Annotated in this window: 19 protein-coding genes; 12 read left to right on the plus strand and 7 right to left on the minus strand. The window is 52.6% G+C overall.

Annotation, left to right across the window (positions count from 1 at the left end; translation table 11 throughout):
• The first annotated feature begins 173 nt into the window (after positions 1 to 173).
• Entirely contained in the window at positions 174 to 944 is a 771-nt protein-coding gene (locus PW844_RS09610; protein WP_299450719.1) for an ABC transporter substrate-binding protein, read from the plus strand.
• A gap of 37 nt (positions 945 to 981) precedes the next feature.
• Positions 982 to 2,055, plus strand: a complete 1,074-nt coding sequence (locus tag PW844_RS09615; protein ID WP_299450720.1) for a DUF2817 domain-containing protein — start codon at positions 982 to 984, stop codon at positions 2,053 to 2,055.
• Between the two features lie 2 nt (positions 2,056 to 2,057).
• On the opposite strand, the gene PW844_RS09620 is transcribed toward PW844_RS09615, so the two are convergent.
• The gene (locus tag PW844_RS09620) at positions 2,058 to 2,831 is read right to left on the minus strand and encodes a 2OG-Fe(II) oxygenase family protein (protein ID WP_299450721.1); all 774 of its coding nucleotides are present in this window, start codon (positions 2,829 to 2,831) and stop codon (positions 2,058 to 2,060) included.
• 99 nt (positions 2,832 to 2,930) lie between these two features.
• On the opposite strand from PW844_RS09620, the gene PW844_RS09625 reads away from it, so the two are divergent.
• The 6 genes from PW844_RS09625 to PW844_RS09650 all read left to right on the plus strand — a co-directional run bounded on the left by PW844_RS09625 (position 2,931) and on the right by PW844_RS09650 (position 7,754).
• The gene (locus tag PW844_RS09625; protein ID WP_299450722.1) at positions 2,931 to 3,839 is read left to right on the plus strand and encodes a LysR substrate-binding domain-containing protein; all 909 of its coding nucleotides are present in this window, start codon (positions 2,931 to 2,933) and stop codon (positions 3,837 to 3,839) included.
• 64 nt (positions 3,840 to 3,903) lie between these two features.
• Positions 3,904 to 4,779, plus strand: coding sequence for an AraC family transcriptional regulator (locus PW844_RS09630; RefSeq protein WP_299450723.1), 876 nt, complete (start codon positions 3,904 to 3,906; stop codon positions 4,777 to 4,779).
• A 31-nt stretch (positions 4,780 to 4,810) separates the two neighbouring features.
• The gene (locus PW844_RS09635) at positions 4,811 to 5,218 is read left to right on the plus strand and encodes a DUF2000 domain-containing protein (protein ID WP_299450724.1); all 408 of its coding nucleotides are present in this window, start codon (positions 4,811 to 4,813) and stop codon (positions 5,216 to 5,218) included.
• A 630-nt stretch (positions 5,219 to 5,848) separates the two neighbouring features.
• A complete protein-coding gene (locus tag PW844_RS09640) occupies positions 5,849 to 6,481 on the plus strand; it encodes a hypothetical protein (RefSeq protein ID WP_299450725.1) in 633 nt (210 codons plus the stop codon).
• A 117-nt stretch (positions 6,482 to 6,598) separates the two neighbouring features.
• On the plus strand, positions 6,599 to 7,267 hold the full coding sequence (locus PW844_RS09645) for a hypothetical protein (protein ID WP_299450727.1): 669 nt from the start codon (positions 6,599 to 6,601) through the stop codon (positions 7,265 to 7,267).
• Positions 7,268 to 7,364: 97 nt separating this feature from the next.
• Entirely contained in the window at positions 7,365 to 7,754 is a 390-nt protein-coding gene (locus tag PW844_RS09650) for a hypothetical protein (protein WP_299450728.1), read from the plus strand.
• Positions 7,755 to 7,810: 56 nt separating this feature from the next.
• Here PW844_RS09650 and PW844_RS09655 read toward each other — a convergent pair whose 3' ends face one another.
• On the minus strand, positions 7,811 to 9,166 hold the full coding sequence (locus PW844_RS09655; RefSeq protein ID WP_299450729.1) for an amidase: 1,356 nt from the start codon (positions 9,164 to 9,166) through the stop codon (positions 7,811 to 7,813).
• Positions 9,153 to 10,004: an MBL fold metallo-hydrolase gene (locus PW844_RS09660; protein ID WP_299450731.1), complete on the minus strand. Its 852-nt coding sequence runs from the start codon at positions 10,002 to 10,004 to the stop codon at positions 9,153 to 9,155. Before PW844_RS09660 ends, PW844_RS09655 begins: the two co-directional genes overlap by 14 nt.
• Positions 10,005 to 10,074: 70 nt before the next feature.
• On the opposite strand from PW844_RS09660, the gene PW844_RS09665 reads away from it, so the two are divergent.
• Positions 10,075 to 11,004, plus strand: a complete 930-nt coding sequence (locus tag PW844_RS09665) for a LysR family transcriptional regulator (RefSeq protein WP_299450732.1) — start codon at positions 10,075 to 10,077, stop codon at positions 11,002 to 11,004.
• 5 nt (positions 11,005 to 11,009) lie between these two features.
• Here PW844_RS09665 and PW844_RS09670 read toward each other — a convergent pair whose 3' ends face one another.
• Positions 11,010 to 11,711 carry an SDR family NAD(P)-dependent oxidoreductase gene (locus PW844_RS09670; RefSeq protein ID WP_299450734.1) on the minus strand — a complete coding sequence of 234 codons (702 nt, stop codon included), beginning with the start codon at positions 11,709 to 11,711 and terminating at the stop codon, positions 11,010 to 11,012.
• A 133-nt stretch (positions 11,712 to 11,844) separates the two neighbouring features.
• On the opposite strand from PW844_RS09670, the gene PW844_RS09675 reads away from it, so the two are divergent.
• Positions 11,845 to 12,750, plus strand: coding sequence for a LysR family transcriptional regulator (locus tag PW844_RS09675; protein ID WP_299450735.1), 906 nt, complete (start codon positions 11,845 to 11,847; stop codon positions 12,748 to 12,750).
• A 207-nt stretch (positions 12,751 to 12,957) separates the two neighbouring features.
• A complete protein-coding gene (locus PW844_RS09680; protein ID WP_299450737.1) occupies positions 12,958 to 13,878 on the plus strand; it encodes a LysR substrate-binding domain-containing protein in 921 nt (306 codons plus the stop codon).
• A 44-nt stretch (positions 13,879 to 13,922) separates the two neighbouring features.
• Here PW844_RS09680 and PW844_RS09685 read toward each other — a convergent pair whose 3' ends face one another.
• Genes PW844_RS09685 through PW844_RS09695 form a run of 3 tightly spaced genes read right to left on the minus strand, consistent with a single transcriptional unit; the run spans position 13,923 to position 18,470 of the window.
• Positions 13,923 to 15,413 carry an aldehyde dehydrogenase gene (locus PW844_RS09685; protein ID WP_299450738.1) on the minus strand — a complete coding sequence of 497 codons (1,491 nt, stop codon included), beginning with the start codon at positions 15,411 to 15,413 and terminating at the stop codon, positions 13,923 to 13,925.
• Positions 15,406 to 17,052: a GMC family oxidoreductase gene (locus tag PW844_RS09690; protein WP_299450739.1), complete on the minus strand. Its 1,647-nt coding sequence runs from the start codon at positions 17,050 to 17,052 to the stop codon at positions 15,406 to 15,408. The genes PW844_RS09685 and PW844_RS09690 overlap by 8 nt, the downstream gene beginning before the upstream one ends.
• A gap of 14 nt (positions 17,053 to 17,066) precedes the next feature.
• On the minus strand, positions 17,067 to 18,470 hold the full coding sequence (locus tag PW844_RS09695) for a cytosine permease (RefSeq protein WP_031285270.1): 1,404 nt from the start codon (positions 18,468 to 18,470) through the stop codon (positions 17,067 to 17,069).
• A gap of 608 nt (positions 18,471 to 19,078) precedes the next feature.
• Between PW844_RS09695 and PW844_RS09700 the strand changes: the two genes are divergently transcribed.
• The gene (locus tag PW844_RS09700) at positions 19,079 to 20,353 is read left to right on the plus strand and encodes an NAD(P)/FAD-dependent oxidoreductase (RefSeq protein ID WP_299450744.1); all 1,275 of its coding nucleotides are present in this window, start codon (positions 19,079 to 19,081) and stop codon (positions 20,351 to 20,353) included.
• Positions 20,354 to 20,357 lie beyond the last annotated feature (4 nt).

Below are 20,357 nucleotides of genomic sequence, written 5' to 3' on the forward strand. Positions count from 1 at the left end.
AGAGAACTGTGGCATTAAGTAAATATTAATGCGGTATAAAGAATTCCCTAACCCATTAAATAATATAAGATTTTGCTCTGGATAGAAGTTATATATTCGCTGGTGGGAAGGCAGGGCGCATGTTATTTAATCTGAGTGTCGTGCTCAAACTCACCTGCATTCCGGAGATAAAAATGAAAAAGAGCTTATCCCTCGCGTTATTGCTTTCGCTTACTACCTTTACCCAGGTAGCACTGGCGCAGCAAACTCTGCGTTTTGGTGTTGATCCCACCTTCCCGCCATTTGAATCAAAAGCGGCTGATGGGTCGCTACAGGGATTTGATATCGATCTGGGTAACGCTATCTGTGTTCAGGCAAAAGTGAAGTGCCAGTGGGTGGAAATGGGTTTTGACAGCAGTATTCCCGCCCTGCAGGCGAAGAAATTTGATGCCATCCTGTCAGCGATGTCGATGACCGATAAACGCCGTCAGCAGGTGGCGTTTAGTGACATGCTGTATAACACGCCAAGTGCGTTGCTGGCCCCCTCAGCCAGCAAGCTGACGACCGACATTGCTTCCCTGCGCGGCAAGACCATCGGTGTGGCGCAGGGTACCATCCAGGAAACTTACGCCAAAACCAAATGGGCACCGGAAGGAGTCAACGTGGTCTCTTATCCCAATCAGATGGAGGTTTATCCGGACCTGCTGGCCGGTCGTCTTGATGGCAGCCTGAGCAATGCCGTCTCCGCTGAACAGGGATTTCTGACCAAACCGGAAGGCAAGGACTACGCCATCAAAGGCACGCTGGTCGATAAAAAGATTTTTGGCGACGGTGTGGGTATCGCGTTGCGTAAAGGGGATGAAGAAAACCTGAAGATGATCAACGCGGCACTGGCGGAGATTCATAAAAATGGCACCTATGATCAGCTGACCAAAAAATACTTTAAATTCAAGGTTTATCCCTGATCATCCCGGCGTGACGAATCGCAGGAGTCTGAATCATATGTTATTACCCCAATACAGCGCCCAGCGGGCGCGCTTTCTGGCTGCTGCTCAAGGCAGAGATGCCGTTGTGACTTCTTATGCACATCCACTTCCTGGTCCGCAGGGGGAGAGACTCTACACAGACGTCGTCCGGGTTGGGCCAACCACTGCATCACGTTTGATGCTAGTGGTTTCGGGTACGCATGGTGTGGAAGGTTACTATGGCTCAGATTGTCAGATCGCCTGGCTGGCTACGCTTGACGAAAAGGCATTGCCTGCTGACACGGCGGTGCTGCTGATTCATCTGCTCAATCCCTGGGGAGCGGCCCATTTGCGGCGCGTCAACGAAGACAATATCGACCTCAACCGTAATTTTCTCGATTTCAGCCAGCCGGCCCCAGTCAATCCGGATTATGCCCAGTGGCATGGTATTTATCATGGTGACCGTGACAGCGCCGATCGACAACTGGCTGAAGCGCTCGGGAATGTTGGCTGGCAGGCAGTAAAACGTGTGGTGGAAGCAGGGCAGTACGCAGCTGCCGAAGGCTTTTTCTTTGGTGGTCATCAGCCGTCCTGGTCGTATCACACCATGGCGGCGATCATCGACCAACATCTTCGGACGGCGAAAACCATCATCAGTTTTGACCTGCATACCGGTGCCGGGGCCTGGGGACATCCGATGCTGTTGTCGATTGCGGAACAGCGTTATGCCGCGCATGACTGGGGTAAGGCAATTTACGGGGAATGGCTGACCTTGTTGTTTACCGGAGCCGGACGTGACAGCACAACGGGCGTCACCGCGACGGCGACGGGATATCTGTCGCAATACCTGCTGACTGTGCTCGCCGACACCCGGATTTTGCCGCTGGTGGTGGAATGTGGGACATACCCGGGGGAAGATATGCATCAGCGAGTGCGGGAAGATCATTGGCTGCATTTATATGGCGACCCCGCCAGTATGGCAGGCCAGGTGATCAAGCAACAACTGGTGGAAGGATTCTGGCCCAGCGATGCGGACTGGCGTGCGTTAGTGGCTTTCCGCACGCAGCAAATCTTTCTGCGCGGCTGGCATGCCCTGGCGGACACGCCCTGATTTCACAGTCTGCCGTAAAATGTCATACGCGCTGTCTCTGATAATGCAATGCCGGGTTGAGTGTTGTAAGCCAGCACCGCCAGCATCCGCGTAACGTCGCCTTCGGTAGGCGTCACGCGGTGCAGAGAATTACGGCCACGAAACAACACCAAATCACCGGCCTCAATCGCCAGCGCTTCCACCGGCTGGCGTTCATCCAGCACCGCCTCAACACCTGCAAAGTTCATCTCGCCAGCGTCGGCATCACGCAGATCCTTCACGTACTGAAACACACCGCCTGCCAGCGGTTTTTGTACTAATAAGGTGATGGCAAAAGAGGAGTTGTCGAAGTGCCAGCCCAGCTCCTGGCCGTGGGGTGCGTAGTGCAGGTTGATAGAGGAAAGAGGGTCAGCGTAGGGGTAGAGCGCTTCTTCACCCAGTACCTCGCACAGGAAACTTTTGAACAGGGCATCATTATAAAGCTGACGCAGCGGTGATTCGGCAGCGATGGCATCATCGGTGATACAGCCTTTGGTACTGATCACATCACGATTGCGTGGGTGCTCAGGGTTGAACGCCTCATCAGGCTTCATCAGATAAACATTATGTTTGCTGAGGGTGTGATAAGCCAGATGGCGCTGCGCAAGGCCTTCATCGATGATCGCCTGTAAGGCTGCGGGTTGTAAAAACTGACGCAGTACCAGCGCGCCAGATTGGTTTAATTGCTCACGACAGCGTTGACGCCAGTCATGATCGGCCAGCGGATGCAGGTCGAGACGAACAAGAGAGCCAGACATAGCAACAATTCTCATGATTAGCAGGTGTGATGTTACTCTAACTGTCACCTGCAAAGCTGTGTAACGATAAATACTTAATACCCTGATAAGGAAGACTTAATGCCTGCCCAATCGCCGCGGTTGCCAAAAATCAGCGTTATCCAGTCATTTAAAGTGGCCGCCGAACTGGGCAGCCTGGCAAAAGCGGCTGCCCAGCTGGCGTTAACACCGGCTGCAGTCAGCCAGCAGATTCGCCAGCTGGAAGAGCAACTGGGTAGTGCCCTGTTTTTGCGCACGCAAAGTGGCGTGATGCTGACCGAAACCGGGAAGGAATATTTGCGCTATGTCACCGAAGCCTTTGATATTTTGCACCTTGGTCAGCAAAATATTCGCCATGCCGCCAGCGCCCCCAGGTTAACGGTGTATGCATTACCGGCGCTGGCGTCGAAATGGTTGTTGCCCCAGCTGGCGAGCTGGCGCGCTTGCTGTTCGGAGATCGATCTGTCGTTGCATGGCACCCATGCCCAGGTGGATTTCACCGCTATGCCCGCCGATTTTGTTATCTGCTTTGGCGAGGATCGTTATCCGCAGCTGGATAAGCAGTGGCTGTTTCATGATGAGGTACTGCCGGTTGCCAGTCCGTCCTTGTTACAACGCTTTGCACCTGAAGAAATCTTCAGCCATGCACCTTTAATTCATCTCGATTGGGGTAACGAAGGGCGTTTCCTGCCTGACTGGCGCAGCTGGTTTCAGGCTAAAGGAATAGACGAACCGCCACCGCAACCTGCATTTAGCTTCAATCTCACCTCGCTGGCGATTGATGCCGCTGTGGCCGGAGCCGGATTGCTGTTGGGGCAGCGGCGACTGATCGCGCCGGAGCTGGCGCGTGGCGAGCTGGTGGTGATTGATGAACTCTGCCTGCCCCTCAGCAAACCCTATTTTCTTGCCTGGCCACAGCGCACCCTGAGCCAGCCAGGCAGTGAAGCGATGATTCACTGGCTACGTGAGTTGGGAGCGGGCTGCCAATAGTTGGTGGCTGTTATCCGGCCTGATATAGTTTGTTTCTTTTCTATTGCGCCAGCCAGGAGCCGTTATGCCAGCCAAAATCGCTAACGCCAGCAGCCAGGACTGGGTCGATTTTCGCCGCGATGACGAAACTGGCATCGAAAGCGTCAATGCCCATTTTTGCGGACACGCTTACGATCCCCACGATCATGATGAGTTGCTGGTGGGGGTGACGCAGCAGGGGTTGCAGCGTTTCAACTGCCACCGCGCATTGCATACCAGCACGCCGGGGCGGTCGATTCTGATTGAACCGGGTGCGGTGCATGATGGTCATGCCCCGGATACCGAAGGCTTCACTTATGTGATGCTTTACCTGCCACAAACGTGGGTGGCACAGATGATGCAGCGGCGTGGTCTGGGTGATATTGCCAATATAGAAGCGGCTTTTCGCTCAACCCTGAACGATGATGCGCTGCTGGCCTGCGCGATTCAGCAGGCATGGTACGCGGTGCACCATGGCGAAGGACGGCTGGCGCGTGACCAAAGCCTTGATCATCTGCTGACCATGTTGTCACGTCACCTCGATACGCGTCCGGGATTGCAGCGAACTGAGACATTGGCACCGATGCAGTTGCTGCGTGATTATCTGCACGATTTTATGGCGGAAGATATTGGTCTCGAGGAGCTGGCGCGGTTATCGGGTATTGATCGTTTTCGCCTGACGCGCCAGTTCAAAAAAGCCTTTGGGCAATCTCCTCATGCTTATCTGGTACGGTTACGGCTGCGTAGCGCACGTAGCCTGCTGGCGCAGGGCGTTGAACCTGCTCAGGTTGCCTTGCAAGTGGGTTTTTCTGACCAGAGCCACCTTGGCCGCTGGTTCCAGCGTGCTTATCGCATGACACCCGCCTCTTATCAGCGTCAGTGCACAAACGTTCCAGACCGCCTGCCTCGCTCCTGTTTATGATAGGGTTTTGACCCGAACGGAGTTGTTGCAGATGTTTGATACTAAAATCGCCCTGATCGTACGTGATGATTTAGCCACCTGGCAGCGCTTAAATGTGGTGGCCTTTCTGGCCACCGGGATTGCCTCGGCTGCGCCAGAAATGATGGGCGAACCTTACGTTGATGCTCGCGGACGTCATTACGGCAATATGGCCGGGCAGCCGATGCTGGTGTTTGCCGGGGATTTGCCGGGTCTGCAACGCGCCCATCGTCAGGGACTGGAACGCGAATTAACCATCATTCCCTATGTTCACGCTATGTTTTCCACGGGTCATGATGCGGCGAATCGCGAAGTCTTCCTTGCCGAGGATGCAGATAACCTGAATCTGGTGGGCATCGCGCTACGGGGTCCGAAGAAAGCGGTTGATAAAGCCATCAAGGGCTTGTCATTACATGGTTGATATTTTTATTTTTTGAAAATTTATATTTTTATTAAGGTTAATATTCAATAACTAATAGGCGTGTCGCGTTGCCCAAATAATGGGCAACGTTCTATCAGTTTATTGACGGTTTTTAAGTCAGCACTTTGCTGCCTGCAACATAACAGTATGATTTAACTACATCGGCTCGCCATACGCTTTCTCGCCATAAGTGCATTACATCGGATTTCCTTACCAGCTTGCTGCTCAAATCATTATGAAAAATGATAATTCAGAGCATATGAAAATCAATATGAAAAAGGAAAAATATTTTTTATCTTAAAAATCATGTAATTAAATTTACACTCTTAACTCAAATTCATAAGTATTTTTTACATTATTTTCTGTTAAAAAATATACCTGCATAATGAAATTTTAAATGCTCTCCTATGAAAAAGGGGGAGTTATTCGTAATCTTCCCTTGCTGAAAATTCCAGAAAAAATCTGAATACCCCATGTTAATTATTTAAATATTTCCTCGCGCAGGCCTGGTAAGGGGGTTTGCACAATAAAAAAATACGATGATAATAAGGTCGTTCCGCTTCGGAACATCGTTGTAAATTGGCTCTGAATACAGATATTGTTATTAACTCAACCTGAAAGGAACAACTTATGTCTTCCTATTCTCTCTCTGTATTAAATTCCAGCGGCGGCGCTGCAAATGTTGCAATTTACCAAACCTATCCTAATCTCATCGCTGGTTTACCATTAGTCTGGCTGCTGCAAACCATCAATGATGGAAATACGAACACCTATAACTGGACCATTGATTGGGCATTAAACTGGGGTACATCGGCACAACCAATCGCGCCCGGTGTGCAGTGGAGTTCTGGTGGGCCAATACAGAATATGAATCCGACTGCCTCGGGTGGAAATAATGCCATGGGTGTGACGTTTTCAAATGGCCAGTTCCAGACACAGCCCCTGGCATTCAACAATGCCAGCGTTGCCAGCGGCAGTATGCTGGTGACAACCGATGCAACATTTACCGTTGCACAATCAAAAGCCATGAGCCTCGCGGTGTATATGAATTCGTTACCGGCATTTGCAATGCAAGGTAAACCCAACGGGAATTTCCTGTTTGATACGCACCCAACCTATTGGATTTGCACCACGGATTCCAAGCAAGGTGTCGCTGTATCAGGTACTTATGTCAGCAGTCCGACCCAGTTCTCCTTTGCTGATGGGGTGACTTCATTGAAATTTGAACTCAATGAAACCTTGCAGTTTGTTCCTGTTTCCTGATATTGCCACTTTTTGCGGTAATTAGTTTTTGCACAGCAAAAGATTAAGAAATCCAATCTGCTGTTTATGCAGCAGGTTGGTTTTCGAATAGGTTTTCTGGTAGAAGGATATCTAATCGTGGCTTATTCGGTGCAGGTGATTAATAACAGCGGTGCAGCGCAATATATAGCGATATTTCTTGCCGATGCTTCGGGAGGGAATGAATCTTCCCTGGTCTGGATGGTGAATGGGACAAATAATGGTGGAGGAGTATCATTCAGCTGGGACCCAACTGATTTTAGATTAGGTTGGGGAAGTACGCCTCAGCCGCTGGATACCAATGTCCTTTTTACTACCGGACAACCACCGGTTGCTGTTTTCCCCTCCACCCTGGGTGGATATAATGTCCTTCCGGTACAACATAACCAGTATGGATTTTCTTCCGGTAATCCTTATAACAAAAGTAGTATTTTTAATAAACTGGAAATTACCACAGACAGCAGTTTTACCGTCTCGGATGCGGCTAATATGGCGGTCGCGCTTTATGTTGAACAATATCCAGCCTTAGCCATGCAAGGTGCGCCTAATACGTTTTATTATTTTGATGTTGCGCAAATATCCTGGTATCTGACGGTCACCGATTTTGCACAAGGGGTGGCGCTGCCCAGGATGAGCAATTCATCAAATAGCCGTTTTTTTTCTGTTTCAGGTTCCAGTATGAGTACGCCGGTTAAAATTGCTTTCGGATCCGGCAGTACGGATCTGAAATATATGTTGAACGGAAATTTAAATTTCCTGCAAATCTGACTCTCAATCACCAGGTAGTCTCGCTTTACAACGTTGTGATGTTGCAACAAACCACTGCATTTATTGCAGATTCCTATCGATGAAAAGGACGTATATCATGCAAACAAAACGTATCTGCTACTACCTGACGGCTGGTGTGATTCTGAGTACATTTTCTGCTATGTCGCTGCCAGCATTCGCCGTTGATCTGCCGTTCAGTGCCAATTGTACCAACTATTCGCAGATTCAGGTTACGGCACCTAATACCGGGATTACTTTCCGGAAAAACCCGAACAGTGCAGCCACCCGCGCGGCCACCGCCACAATTTTCGCTATTCACGGACTGCACAACATCACTATTCCGGCGAATGTCGTCTCCTGTTTCTTCGCGGTGCAAGCACCAAACACGGATAGCTATTGTTTCCAGGCGTCTAATAACGCGGCAGCCTTTACCAATATCAATGCGGTGGCTAACACCAATGTGGCTGGCGCGCCAAACTGCCAGTAATCCGCAAAACGTTGACCATTGCTGCCGTCGTGGCAATGGTCGATACACATACAACCTTACCTGCCGAACTCCGCCATCTGCGCTGCTGCATAGAGCAACAGATCTTCCCGTCCGCGCAATGCCAGCAGTTCCATGCCAATCGGAAGTCCCTGGGCAGTGAAGCCCACCGGGATGCTGATAGCGGGTGCCCCGGTTACCGCAGCCAGCAGGGCGTTGCTGCCGGGTTGTAACTCGCCATGTTTCACCGGGGGATGTTTGACCACCGGATAGGCCAGCAGGTTAATCCTGCGCTGGGCAAACAGCTGGCTGAGGGTTTGATAAAGCGTGCGCTGACGTACCTGCTGGACGGCATAGCTTTCACTGGCCTTACCTGGATGACTGGCGCGTGCGGTAAACACCGCTTTCAGCTGAGGATGATGCCGCTCCGATGCGACCACTTCGCTGAGCGTGCTCACCTCGGCCTGCGGTTTGTCGGCCAGCCAGTCTGCCAGCGCTTCGGCAAACTCCCAGGGAATGATACTGGCATCCGTTGCGAGCGCTTCAAGCTGCGGGAAGGCAATCTCCTGTTGCGTGCCGTTTTCTCCCGTCAGCGCCGCCACCGCAGCACGTATCGCCTGGTTGATTGCCGGTTCCTCTGCGGCAAATCCTTCCAGCCACAAACCGATACGCAGGGGTTCTTCACCACCCACAAACTGCTGCCCGCTCAGGATCTCACTGGCAAGGCGCAGATCGGCTGCATGACGTACCAGCGCGCCGGGAATATCCTGAGTCGGTGACAGCGGCACAATGCCGTCAATGCTGATGGCACCGTGCGTCATGCGCAGGCCATACAGATGATTAAATGCGGCCGGAATGCGTACCGAGCCTGCGGTATCGGTACCGATCGCCAGCGGAACATAACCTGCGGCGACAGCCACCGCCGAGCCGCTGCTGGAACCGCCGGGTGAATGGCCCGCCAGCCAGGCGTTGTCAGTAAAACCACTGAGGGAGGATGCGCCAGTAATCCCTGCCGCCAGCTCATGCATCGCCGTCTTACCCAGCAACACCGCACCTGCGGCACGCAGCGCCGTCACTAACGGGGCGTCCTGTTCGGCAATGACAGCGCGTAACAGCACCGAACCGGCGCTGGTCGGCCAGCCTTGTACCTCGATGTTATCTTTGATCAACACCGGGATACCTTCGAGGCGACCCGGTGATTCACCGTGGCGGCGGCGCGCATCACTGGCATCAGCCGCAGCCAGTGCCTGGTCAGCAAACAGCCAGGTAATGGCGTTATAGTGCGGGCCGCTTTGATCGGCTTCCGCAATACGTTGCAGGGCAAACCCGGTTAACTGGCGAGAGGTGGTGGTGCCTTGATTCAGTGCCTGGGTCAGGTCGCTTAACGAAGCACGAAGATAATCAGCATATTGCATCCGGTTCAGCCTCCAGCGGCATCCAGTGAAGCTGCCCATCGTCAGCAGGTAAAACCCTGCCGCATGAGCTGGCAGAAAAATGGGAACTAAACCAGATTGCCTGATTTTGCAGGCACCAGTCTATCGCCCGTTGCCGCGAACGCACCGCCAGCGCTTTATCTTCACAAAATACCGAGTTCCAGAGGGGGAACTGAAACTGGATTGGATGATGCATCACGTCGCCGGAAAAGAGCGCATGCTGGTGCTGGCTGCTGAGCATGAGTGACGCATGATCGCTGCTGTGGCCGGGAGTAGGCAGATAACGCAGTACACCGGCAAACCGTGGTGAATTATCGACATCAACCGTCTCCAGCTGACCACTGTTAATCAGCGGCAGAATGCTATCGAGATATAACGCCTGCATCGCCGGGGTGTTTTGGCATCGCTCCAGCTCCAGTGCGGAACAGATGTAACGCGCATGCGGAAACATCGGCTGCCAGCGTCCTTCCTGCCAGTGGGTATTCCAGCCGACATGATCAGTGTGGATATGCGTCATCAGTACCAGTGTGACATCCTGCGGCTGCACACCGGCTTGTGCCAGGCGTGCGGCATAATCGGTTTGCAGCTGATGAAACTGTGGCTTATGGTCTCGTTCGCGCTGATTACCAGTGGCAGTATCGATAATGATGATGTCGTCGCCGCTTCTTACCACCCAGCTGTGGATCGACAATTCAGCCGTTTGTTGTGCTATTGCGCTGGACATTTCATGGCAGCTCTCTGGAAAGAGCGCGCTAAACGGAACTGCTGCGGTTTGTTCGGTCACTTTCGCGATCAGGCAGTCGCCTACACGGATTGGCATAATTTGCTCCCGGTCAGTTAATGACGCCACTATACTGAAGCCTGAAGCATTATCTAAATCGATTAAAATCATGAAAATCATCAATGAAAATGATTTAACTCGCGTCGATCTTAATCTGCTGGTGCTGCTGCTGGTGATGTACGAAACGCGCAGCGTTACCCGCGCAGCGCAGCGGTTGTATCTTGGACAGCCTGCCGTCAGTGCGGCACTGAAACGCTTACGTGAGATGTTTGACGACCCGCTGTTTATACGTGCCTCGCACGGCATGACGCCGACGCCGCGCGCGGAACAGCTGATACAGTTAATTGCGCCATTATTGCAGGGTGTACAGCAGGCAATTTTTAGTACGCCAGCGTTTAACCCGCAGGAGGATCGTTACAGCTTTCGCCTCGGCATGAGTGACTGGGTCGAGCAATGGCTGATGCCGGATTTACTGGCGGATCTGATGACAGCAGCGCCGCAGGTGGATGTTACGGTGCTGGCTGCCGATCCCTGGCAGGCCATCCCGCTGCTGGAGAAGCAGCAGGCGGATATGGCGGTAATGGTCGGCAATGAAAGCAGCCGCGATTTGTTGCGTGAAGATATTGCCAGCGCGGGTTTCTGCACCTTGTGGGATAACCGGCAGATTCGGCTGGCTTCACCGCTGACGCTGGCTGATTTCGTTCAGCACGATCATGTGCTGGTGTCCTATCGCGGCGTCAGCGAAAGTGCGCTCGATGAGCAACTGAGACAACAGGGAGTTGCCCGCCGGGTAAGGTTTGTCACGCCGCACTTCTCCGCATTACCGATGATGCTGAACCGTATGCCGCTATTCGCCACTGTGCCACAAGGGCTGGTCAGCAGCTGGTGCAAACGTTATGAACTGTGCGCGGCATCGGTGCCGGTAGCGATGCCTGATTACAGGTTATCGCTGCTGTGGCATAAGGCGGGGAGCGAGGATGCGGCCCATCGCTGGATGCGCAACAAACTCCGTCAGCTGGTGCTGCACAAACTGGGTTAAGGGGGTTACCACGGCACCTCGCGGCCAAGATAATCGAGATAATGTAATCCGGTGCGACCACGCCATGTTTCCATGGTATTCAGCAGGTTGGGGATGCTCTCTTCAATGCTCAGGTGTGCTTCGGGACCACCCATATCGGTACGTACCCAGCCTGGCGCCAGCAGCAGCAGGGTACGCCTATCATCCTGATGACGCGCGGCAAAGCTGCGCATCAGCATATTCAGAGCGGCTTTGCTGCCGCGATAGACTTCGTAGTTGCCATTGGTGTTATTGGTGATGCTACCCTGGCCGGATGACATCACCGCAATGGTGCCGTCAGCGCTGACATTGTCTTTGAAGGTTTCAATCACGCGCAGCGGACTGAGCGCGTTGGTGACCATCACGCGAATAAATTCGTCAGTGGAGACATCGGCAATGGTTTCACCATCCTTATTTTTCACACCGGCATTGACGAACAACATATCGAACTGACGATCGCCCAGGCGCTGCTTGAGGGCGCTAACCTGTTCTGGCAGGGTGATATCCACGCTTTCTACGCTCAGGGTATCTGGATAGCGTTGGTTGAGAGACTCAAGTGATGCGGTGGAATGCTGGCGTCCGGTCGCCACCACATGGTAACTACGCTGAAGCATGGTCTCAGTCAGGGCAAAGCCCAGCCCGCGTGAGGCACCAATCAGTAAAACGCGTGGGGTTGCTGAAGGGGTCATAAGGTTCTCTCCTGTAATGAACGTTACAGCAAGAGTGTAGCGCCGCTGGATAGCAGGCGGAACGCGCAGTATGTGCATTGATAACCTGCAGTAAACGCCTTGTTTCCGCAGCACTAATCAGAGAGGATGAAGTATGACTGAACCCGATCTGAATCTTCTTTTCGCGCTTGATGCGCTGCTGACTGAAGGCAGTGTGACGGGGGCTGCGCGCCGTCTTGGCCTGAGTGAGTCTGCCATGAGCCGTACGCTGGGGCGGTTACGCGCCACCACAGGTGATGCGTTGCTGGTGCGGGCCGGGCGCAATATGGTGCTGACGCCGTACGCCGAGGAAATTCGGCAGCGAACCCAGCATAGCGTCAGTGAGGCGCGCGCGGTGCTGCAACCGGCAGCCACAGCACTGGATCTGGCGACGCTGGATCGGGTTTTTAATCTGCGCACCAATGAGGGATTTGTCGAGGCTTTCGGTAGCACCTTAATCAACGCGGTGGCGCAGGTTGCGCCGCGTGTGCGGCTGAACTTTGTGGCGAAGCCGGAAAAAAGTTCACGCGATTTACGTGAAGGGCGGGTCGATCTGGAGATCGGCGTGCTCGGCAATATGGGGCCGGAAATCCGCATGCAGGCGCTGTTTCGCGATCGGTTTGTTGGTGTGGTGCGCCAGGGGCATCCGCTGGCGCAGCAGGTGACGTTGCGCGAACTGGCTGCCTGGGGGCATATCGTGGCTTCACGCCGTGGTGAACTGGGCGGACCGATCCATGATGCACTGGCGGCAGCGGGCTACACCCGGCAGATTGCCGCCGTGGTGCCTGCGTTTTCCACCGCAGTGGCGATTGCGCAAGGCTCTGATCTGGTGGCGCTGGTGCCTCGTTCGCTGTTTCTCTGTCACCCGCTGATTAAAGCCAGCCCGGCGCTGGTGAGTTTTGAGCTACCGTTCAGTACCCCGGAGATGACCGTTTCGCAGTTCTGGCATCCGCGGCTGGAAAATGATACGGCGCATCGCTGGTTGCGTGGTCTGGTGCGTGATCAGATCCCTCTGCCCTGATAAGGTGCAACCAGGGGGCAGGGCTGGTTTACTGATGATTCACAGTGCAGTAAAAACCCGCTACCTCCCTCACGAATATCAAACTTTTCCCGTTTAAGAATGCTGTCGCGATCGCGAATACATGGCATGGCACTTGCTTGATCCACATTGATTAGCCTAAAGCTATGTAGCACCTTCACCTGACAATATTTCTATAATGGTTTTCTCATGACACATTTCACGCTCAAGCAACTTAAATATTTCGTCACTGTGGTTGAGACCGAAAGCATCGCCGAAGCGTCACGTCAGCTGCACATCGCCCAGCCTTCGATTTCGGTCGCCATCAAAAACCTTGAGGACGCTTTTGATCAGCAGCTATTCATTCGCCATCATGCGCAGGGCGTATCGCTCACCTCCAGTGGGAGGCGGTTCTACGATAAAGCAAAGGAGTTGCTGCGGCTGTCCTATGAGTTTGAGCAAAGTTCACGCGCAGAAAATGAGCTGGTTTGCGGCACCATCGCCGTGGGTTGCTTTGAATCGGCGGCTCCGCTGTATATGCCCAAGCTGATTGCAGGTTTCAAAAAACTCTATCCAGAAATCAATATTCAGCTGTACGACGGTGAACAGCATGAGCTGATGCACGGTTTACATCGTGGCCGTTTTGACATGGCATTTCTCTACGATCTTGACCTGGACAACGCGATTCAGAAAGAACCGCTGAATGCGCCGCATAAACCCTATGCGCTGCTACCGGCGGCTCATCCGCTGGCGAAAAAAAGTGCGGTGACATTACAGGAACTGGCAAGCGAACCGATGATCCTGTTGGATGCGGTACCCAGCAAAAATTACTTTATCAGCATTTTCAAAGAGAATGGTTATTACCCTGAAGTGGCCTATAGCTCACCGTCAATTGAAATGGTGCGGTGCATGGTCGGGCAGGGGCTGGGCTTTTCGGTGCTGGTGACCCGGCCCTGTTCGGATATGACATACGATGGGCAGCGCCTGGTGCAACTGGATATTGTCGATGAAATGGCGGCATCGACGCTGATTATGGCTTATCTGCAAAATAATGAACCCACGCGGCCGACGCGGTTATTTATGGATTATTGCCGCAGCGTTGAATTAACTCCGGCCGTCAGCAGCCATTAAATTGTGGCTCTACCCGTTGCGGGTAGAGCCAACGTCAGTGGTACTTAACGTAATTCAATCCAGGTGGTTTTTAATTTGGTGAATTTATCAAAGGCATGTAAAGACAGGTCGCGGCCAAAACCCGATTGCTGATTGCCACCAAACGGAACGGTCACATCCAGCGCATCAACGGTGTTGACCGACACCGTCCCGGCGTTCAGTTTGCGCGCCACACGATGCGCCTGATTCAGGTCGTCAGACCATACTGACGCGGCAAGGGCGTAAATATGATTATTCGCCAGTTCGATGGCTTCCGACTCATCATCAAAGACTTTTACCGCGAGCACCGGACCGAACACTTCATCACGCCATAAGTTAACGTTTTCACTTTCAATCTCAATCACCGTCGGCAGGATGTAGTTAGCGACTGTCTCGATTTCGCGTTGCTCGCCACCAGTGCGCACAATACCGCCCTGAGTCACCGCGGTTTGAATAAAATCCATCACCTTATCTTTATGCGCAGTCGAAACCATCGCGCCCATCCTCGCATTTGGGTTAAGTGGATGGTCAGGTTGCCAGCTGTGCAACTTCGTGATCAACTTCGCCATAAAGTCGGGATAGATCTTACGTTCAACTAATAATCTGGAGTTGGCTGAACAAACTTCACCCTGATTGAAACAGATACCGAAGGCGGCTTTTTCGGCGGCTAAATCGAGATCCTGGCAATTGGCAAAAATAATGTTGGCGCTTTTGCCACCACATTCCAGCCACACCTGCTTCAAATTGGATTGGCCGGAATAGGCCATAAAGGCTTTGCCCACTGCGGTTGAACCGGTAAAGGTAAGCACATCAACATCGTTATGCAGGCCCAGCGCGGCACCGGCTTCGATCCCCAGCCCGGTAACAACGTTTAACACCCCGGCAGGCAATCCGGCTTCCAGCGCCAGTTCTGCCAGTTTCAGTGCAGTGAAAGGCGAATTCTCCGAGGGTTTCAGGATTACACTGTTTCCAGCGGCCAGGGCCGGTCCGATTTTCCAGGCAGCAATATCGAGGGGGAAATTCCACGGTACAATGGCGGCCACAACGCCGACAGGCTCACGAGTGATGGTTGCCAGCGTTCCTGGACGGGTCGGGGCGACTTCGTCATAAATCTTATCGATACTTTCTGCGTACCAGGCAATCACATGGGCAGCCCCCGGCACATCAACGTTATAGGCATCGAGCACCGGTTTCCCCATGCTGACGCTTTCCAGCAGCGCCAGTTCTTCCCGGTGCTCCAGCATCAGCTCTGCCAGCCTGCGCAGCACCGCTTTGCGTTGCGCTAACGGGCACCCGGACCAGATGCCAGAGGTAAACGCCTGGCGGGCGGAATCCACCGCTGCGTCAATATCCTCAGCCTGGCAAGCGGTGACTTCCGCTAACACCGCATTGGTGGCGGGATTCACTACCGCCCAGGTTTTCTCCGCTTTGGCGATGTAAGGTTTACCCCCGATAAGGGCATGTGTGCTAAAGCGTTGTTGGTTAAGCAGACCTTGCCAGTAATCACGATTATGCATACGCGTTCTCCTTATTCGTCTCGGTGCCAGCTACCGGCGTTCCTTGCAGGATCATGCTTGCCGCACGTTCGCCAATCATAATTGAAGGGGCATTGGTGTTGCCGCTGATAAGCGATGGCATGATTGATGCGTCAGCCACGCGCAAATTTTCCACGCCATACACTTTGAGGGTATCCGGTGCGACAACGCTCATTTCATCCCGGCCCATCTTGCAGGTGCCCACTGGATGGAAAACGGTGGCGCAATATTCTTTGACGTATTGATGCAGCTGTTCGTCAGTCTGAATATGTTTGCCCGGCAGCATCTCTTCACCCCGCAATGCGGCGAATTCCGGCTGAGCAAGAATGTTCCTTGCCACTTTTATCCCCTCAACCAGCACGCTGGCGTCATCAGGGTCGGCGAGGAAATTAAAATCAATGGCAATTTGCCCATCGCGCGTTAACTGCAACGCGCCGATCGATTTCGGGCGTAACACGCAGGTGTGAATCGCGTAGCCGTGGCCCCATTCAAATAAGCGCCCCCGGTGGCTGCGATAACCCGGCACAAAATGGAACTGAATATCGGGTTCATCGCTACTGAGTTTTGTCGCGGCAAAACCACCCGCTTCTACATAATTGGTGGTTAACCAACCTTTGCGGCGAAACAGATAGTTGAAGGGAGAGGTCAGGATCGGTTTCCAGGCGGCGAGGGAAAAACCCAGCGTTAGCGGGTTACCGGACCGCACGGTGACCAGACCATCCAGATGATCCTGAAGATTTTTACCCACGCCGGGAAGAGGGTGCACCTGCGGAATACCTGCGGCTTCAAGTTCGGCGGCAGGCCCGATGCCTGACTTCAACAGAATATGCGGTGAGCCAATGGAGCCTGCTGACAGGATGACTTCCTGGCGGCACAAAATTGACGTGGGGTGATCGCGGCCATGCTCAGTAATACGCACGCCTTTGACCACTTTGTCTTCAATGATCAACGTTTGCACAGTGCAGTCGGTCATGACCGTCAAATTGCTTTGACCAATATGGGGATGCAAAAATGCGCGATAGCTCGATAACCGTTTGCCATCTTTTTGCGTAACGTTATAAATCCCGACACCTGCCAGCGATTTACCGTTAAAGTCGGTGTTCTCCGCTAATCCGACTCGCTTGCCCGCCGCAACAAACAGCGCTGATACCGGATTGGGATCGCGCGGTTTATCAACCAGTAATTCGCCGCTAAAACCATGATATGCCGGATCCTGAGACAACAGATTCTTTTCCGAGCGTTTGAACCAGGGCAGGACATTATTCCAGCCCCATCCCTCACAACCTTGCTGTTCCCAGCGGTCATAATCAGAAGGTAATCCGCGAATATAAATCATGCTGTTCATGGATGAGGACCCCCCCAGCGCCTTGCCGCGCGGGACGTGGAGTTGTCGCCCCCCTAAGCTTTTTTGTGGCGTTGAATAAAAGTTCCAGCTGAACTTTTTGCTTTTATACAGGGTAATGGTTCCCGCAGGCGTCTGGATGCGTGGGGTCTCATCGCGACTTCCAGCCTCAATCAGGCAGATCTTCAGATCTGCCTGCTCAGCCAGCCGGGCGGCCAGCACGGAACCTGCGGAACCCCCACCAATAATGATGTAGTCGTAGGTATTACTATTGTTCATAGTCATTCCGGTAATTATTTAGCAACAGAGGTTTGCGCCACTGCCTGAGTACGGCAGAGGAAATAATAAACAGGCGAGACGATGGCTAAACCAATAATCCAGGAGATATCGGCACCACCTAACATATTTGCCGCCGGACCGGTATAGATAGCCGTTGACATAAAAGGAATCTCGACCACGATACCCAGCAGATAACAGAAAATGGCTTTTGAATTGAAGTAACCATATATCCCACCGTCACGACGGAAGAATGAAGCGACATCATAATTACCGTGGGCCACCAGATAGTAATCAACCAGGTTAATTGCCGTCCACGGCACCAGCACATACAGCAGCATCAGAATAAAGTTGGTGTAATTCACCAGGAAGTTTTCCTGACCATAAATCGCAATCAAGACTTCGATAAGAATGGTGACAATAGAAACAACAATACGGGCGCCAGAAAGCGGCGACCACTTAGGCAGGAATGTCTGGCCGAGGGTCAGGGTGCAGAGCACACCGCAATAGAGGTTCATTGCATTGGTCGCGGCAATGCCTAAGGCAAACACGATAATGACGGTGGAGGATAATCCGCCAGTCATATTAACAATACCGGTGATTAAATCACCATCCACGATGCAAATAGAAACCAGAATGCCAAGAATCATCGGGAACAATGAACCCAGTACGCATCCCAGATAACTACACCAGAAGACACTTTTTTCGCTGATATCTTTTGGCATGTAGCGGGAATAATCGGATACATAAGGCGCGTAGGCCAGCTGCCATAACGCGGCGATAGAAATGGCACCGAGGAATCCGCTGAGATTAAAACCATTACGCGCGAGAAAATCAGTCGGCAGACCATGCACGAAAACAATCCACGCAAAGGCCGCGAGCAAAATAATACCGGATACCCACGACATCACCTTGGTGTAGGCATGAATCAGGTTATAGCCGAAGGCACAGGCCACCAGGCTGAGAACCGCAGAAACCAGGATGCCGGTATCCGTAGAAACCGGTGCGTAGATGGCGTGCAGTGACTGACCGCCCAGCACCAGGTTCGATGCCAGAAAGCCGATATACATGATGACGACTAACGCCACCACCAGCACGGAACCATAAGAACCAAACTGGCCGCGGGTTTGAACCATCTGCGGCACACCTAATTGTGGTCCCTGCGCGGAATGCAATGCCATAAACAGCCCACCAGCAAGGTTACCAATCAATACCGCGATGGTGGCCCACATAAAAGATAAGTGGAAAATACTCACCGCCAGCGCGCCGGTAATCACGGTAAGCAACATGATGTTTGAACCAAACCAGATGGTAAAAAGATCCCGTGGCTTGCCATGACGTTCATGCGCGGGAATAGGCTGGATGGTGCTCAACTCTATTGTGGTTGCAACAGCATTATCTTTTGGGTTGTTTGTCATCATAGTTATCTCAACAAAGTCATTTGCAGGCTTGCCGCATGGCTGCGGTTATAACCACCCAAAAAATTGGGAGGGGTGAAAATAACGTTGATGGGATGTTGCAACAGTTGGCTATTGAGAGAAATGAAGAAAAATATAGCCAACTAATATAAAAAAAAGATGCAATCTCGCTTATGGATTGACTGCCCCAAATTGAGACGTTAAAGAATGACAGGTTAGACCTTTTTGAATCTAATTAACCTTATGATTATTAACATCTAAAATACAAGTCTCTGGCTGAGTGCCTTATTTTGGTGCGCGCCCGCACGTCAATGAAGCATCATTGGCAATATAAAATATCGTCAATTTTGTAAAATTAATAAGTAAAAATGTTGCCTGTGAATCGCGTGGATTTGATTTATCTCAGCACCTTTTTATCTTGCCTGTGCAGTGCGGATGCGGCTTTAACAGGGCTTTGTATTTTATTTCGGCGATGAAGGTTGCCAACAGGTTAAATATTTTCTATCCAGACGCTCACTTTATAATATTTTACCGTCTGCATGCGCTCCAATAGTCTTGGGTCCTTCTTAAGTGGTTAATCCCCTGCGTGATGCGGGATGAAGGACGTTGAAATGACATCATTAAATACTGAAACAGATACGCTGATTATTGGCGCGGGTCAGGCGGGGGTTGCCATGAGCGAACACCTGATGCGTCTGGGTATTCCGCATCTGGTAGTGGAGAAAAACCGTATTGCCGAATCCTGGCGTAGTCGTCGCTGGGATTCGTTGGTTGCCAATGGCCCGGCCTGGCATGACCGTTTTCCGGGCATGGAATTTCCTGGCTGCTCACCAGATAGCTTTGTGGCAAAAGAACAGGTTGCCGATTATTTTGTCAGTTATGCCGCCATGAACCAGTCACCGATTCATACCGGCGTCGAAGTGTTAAGCGCTGAACGCAATCAGGGGCGCAGTGGTTTTACTGTCACCACCTCCGCAGGCGTAATCAATGTGCAGCGTATCGTGGCCGCCACTGGACCCTTCCAGCGCCCGGTTATCCCGGCAATTGCCCCTCAACATAGCCAGATACAACAGCTGCACTCGGCTGACTATAAAAATCCGCAGCAGCTGCCACAGGGTGGCGTACTGGTGATTGGTGCTGGTTCTTCCGGCGTGCAGATTGCCGATGAATTGCAACGATCCGGTAAGCCAGTGTGGTTGTCGGTGGGACCGCACGATCGCCCGCCGCGTTCTTACCGTGGCCGGGACTTCTGCTGGTGGCTTGGTGTGCTCGGATTGTGGGATGCCGCGGCCAGTCAACCGGGCAAAGAGCATGTCACCATCGCCGTGAGCGGTGCACGCGGTGGTCATACTGTTGATTTCCGTCGTCTGGCGGCGCAGGGCGTAAACCTCGTTGGCCTGACGGAAAGTTTCACCGAGAACACCGTTCGTTTTCAGGATGATCTGGCGGAGAATATTGCGCGTGGCGATGCGAATTACCTCGCGTTACTGGATGCCGCTGATGCGTATATCGATCGTAACGGCCTTGATTTACCGCCGGAGCCACAGGCACGTGAATTCCTGCCAGACCCCGCTTGTGTCACCCATCCGCAGCTTTCATTGAATCTGGCAGAGGCCGGGATCACCAGCATTATCTGGGCGACAGGTTACGTGGCCGATTACAGCTGGTTAAAGGTCAATGCCTTCAATGAACAGGGCAGACCGCAGCATCATCGTGGCGTGTCCAGCGAGCCGGGCGTTTATTTCCTCGGCTTACCCTGGCTGTCACGTCGTGGTTCCACCTTTATCTGGGGCGTCTGGCATGATGCCAAATTCATTGCTGACCAGATCGCTATCCAGCGCCAGTACCAGTACCAGCAGTACCGCGCTCCCTCTGACTCGCTTTAAGGAA

The sequence above is a fragment of the Pantoea sp. genome (genome assembly GCF_028283705.1).
Taxonomy (GTDB): Bacteria; Pseudomonadota; Gammaproteobacteria; order Enterobacterales; family Enterobacteriaceae; genus Pantoea.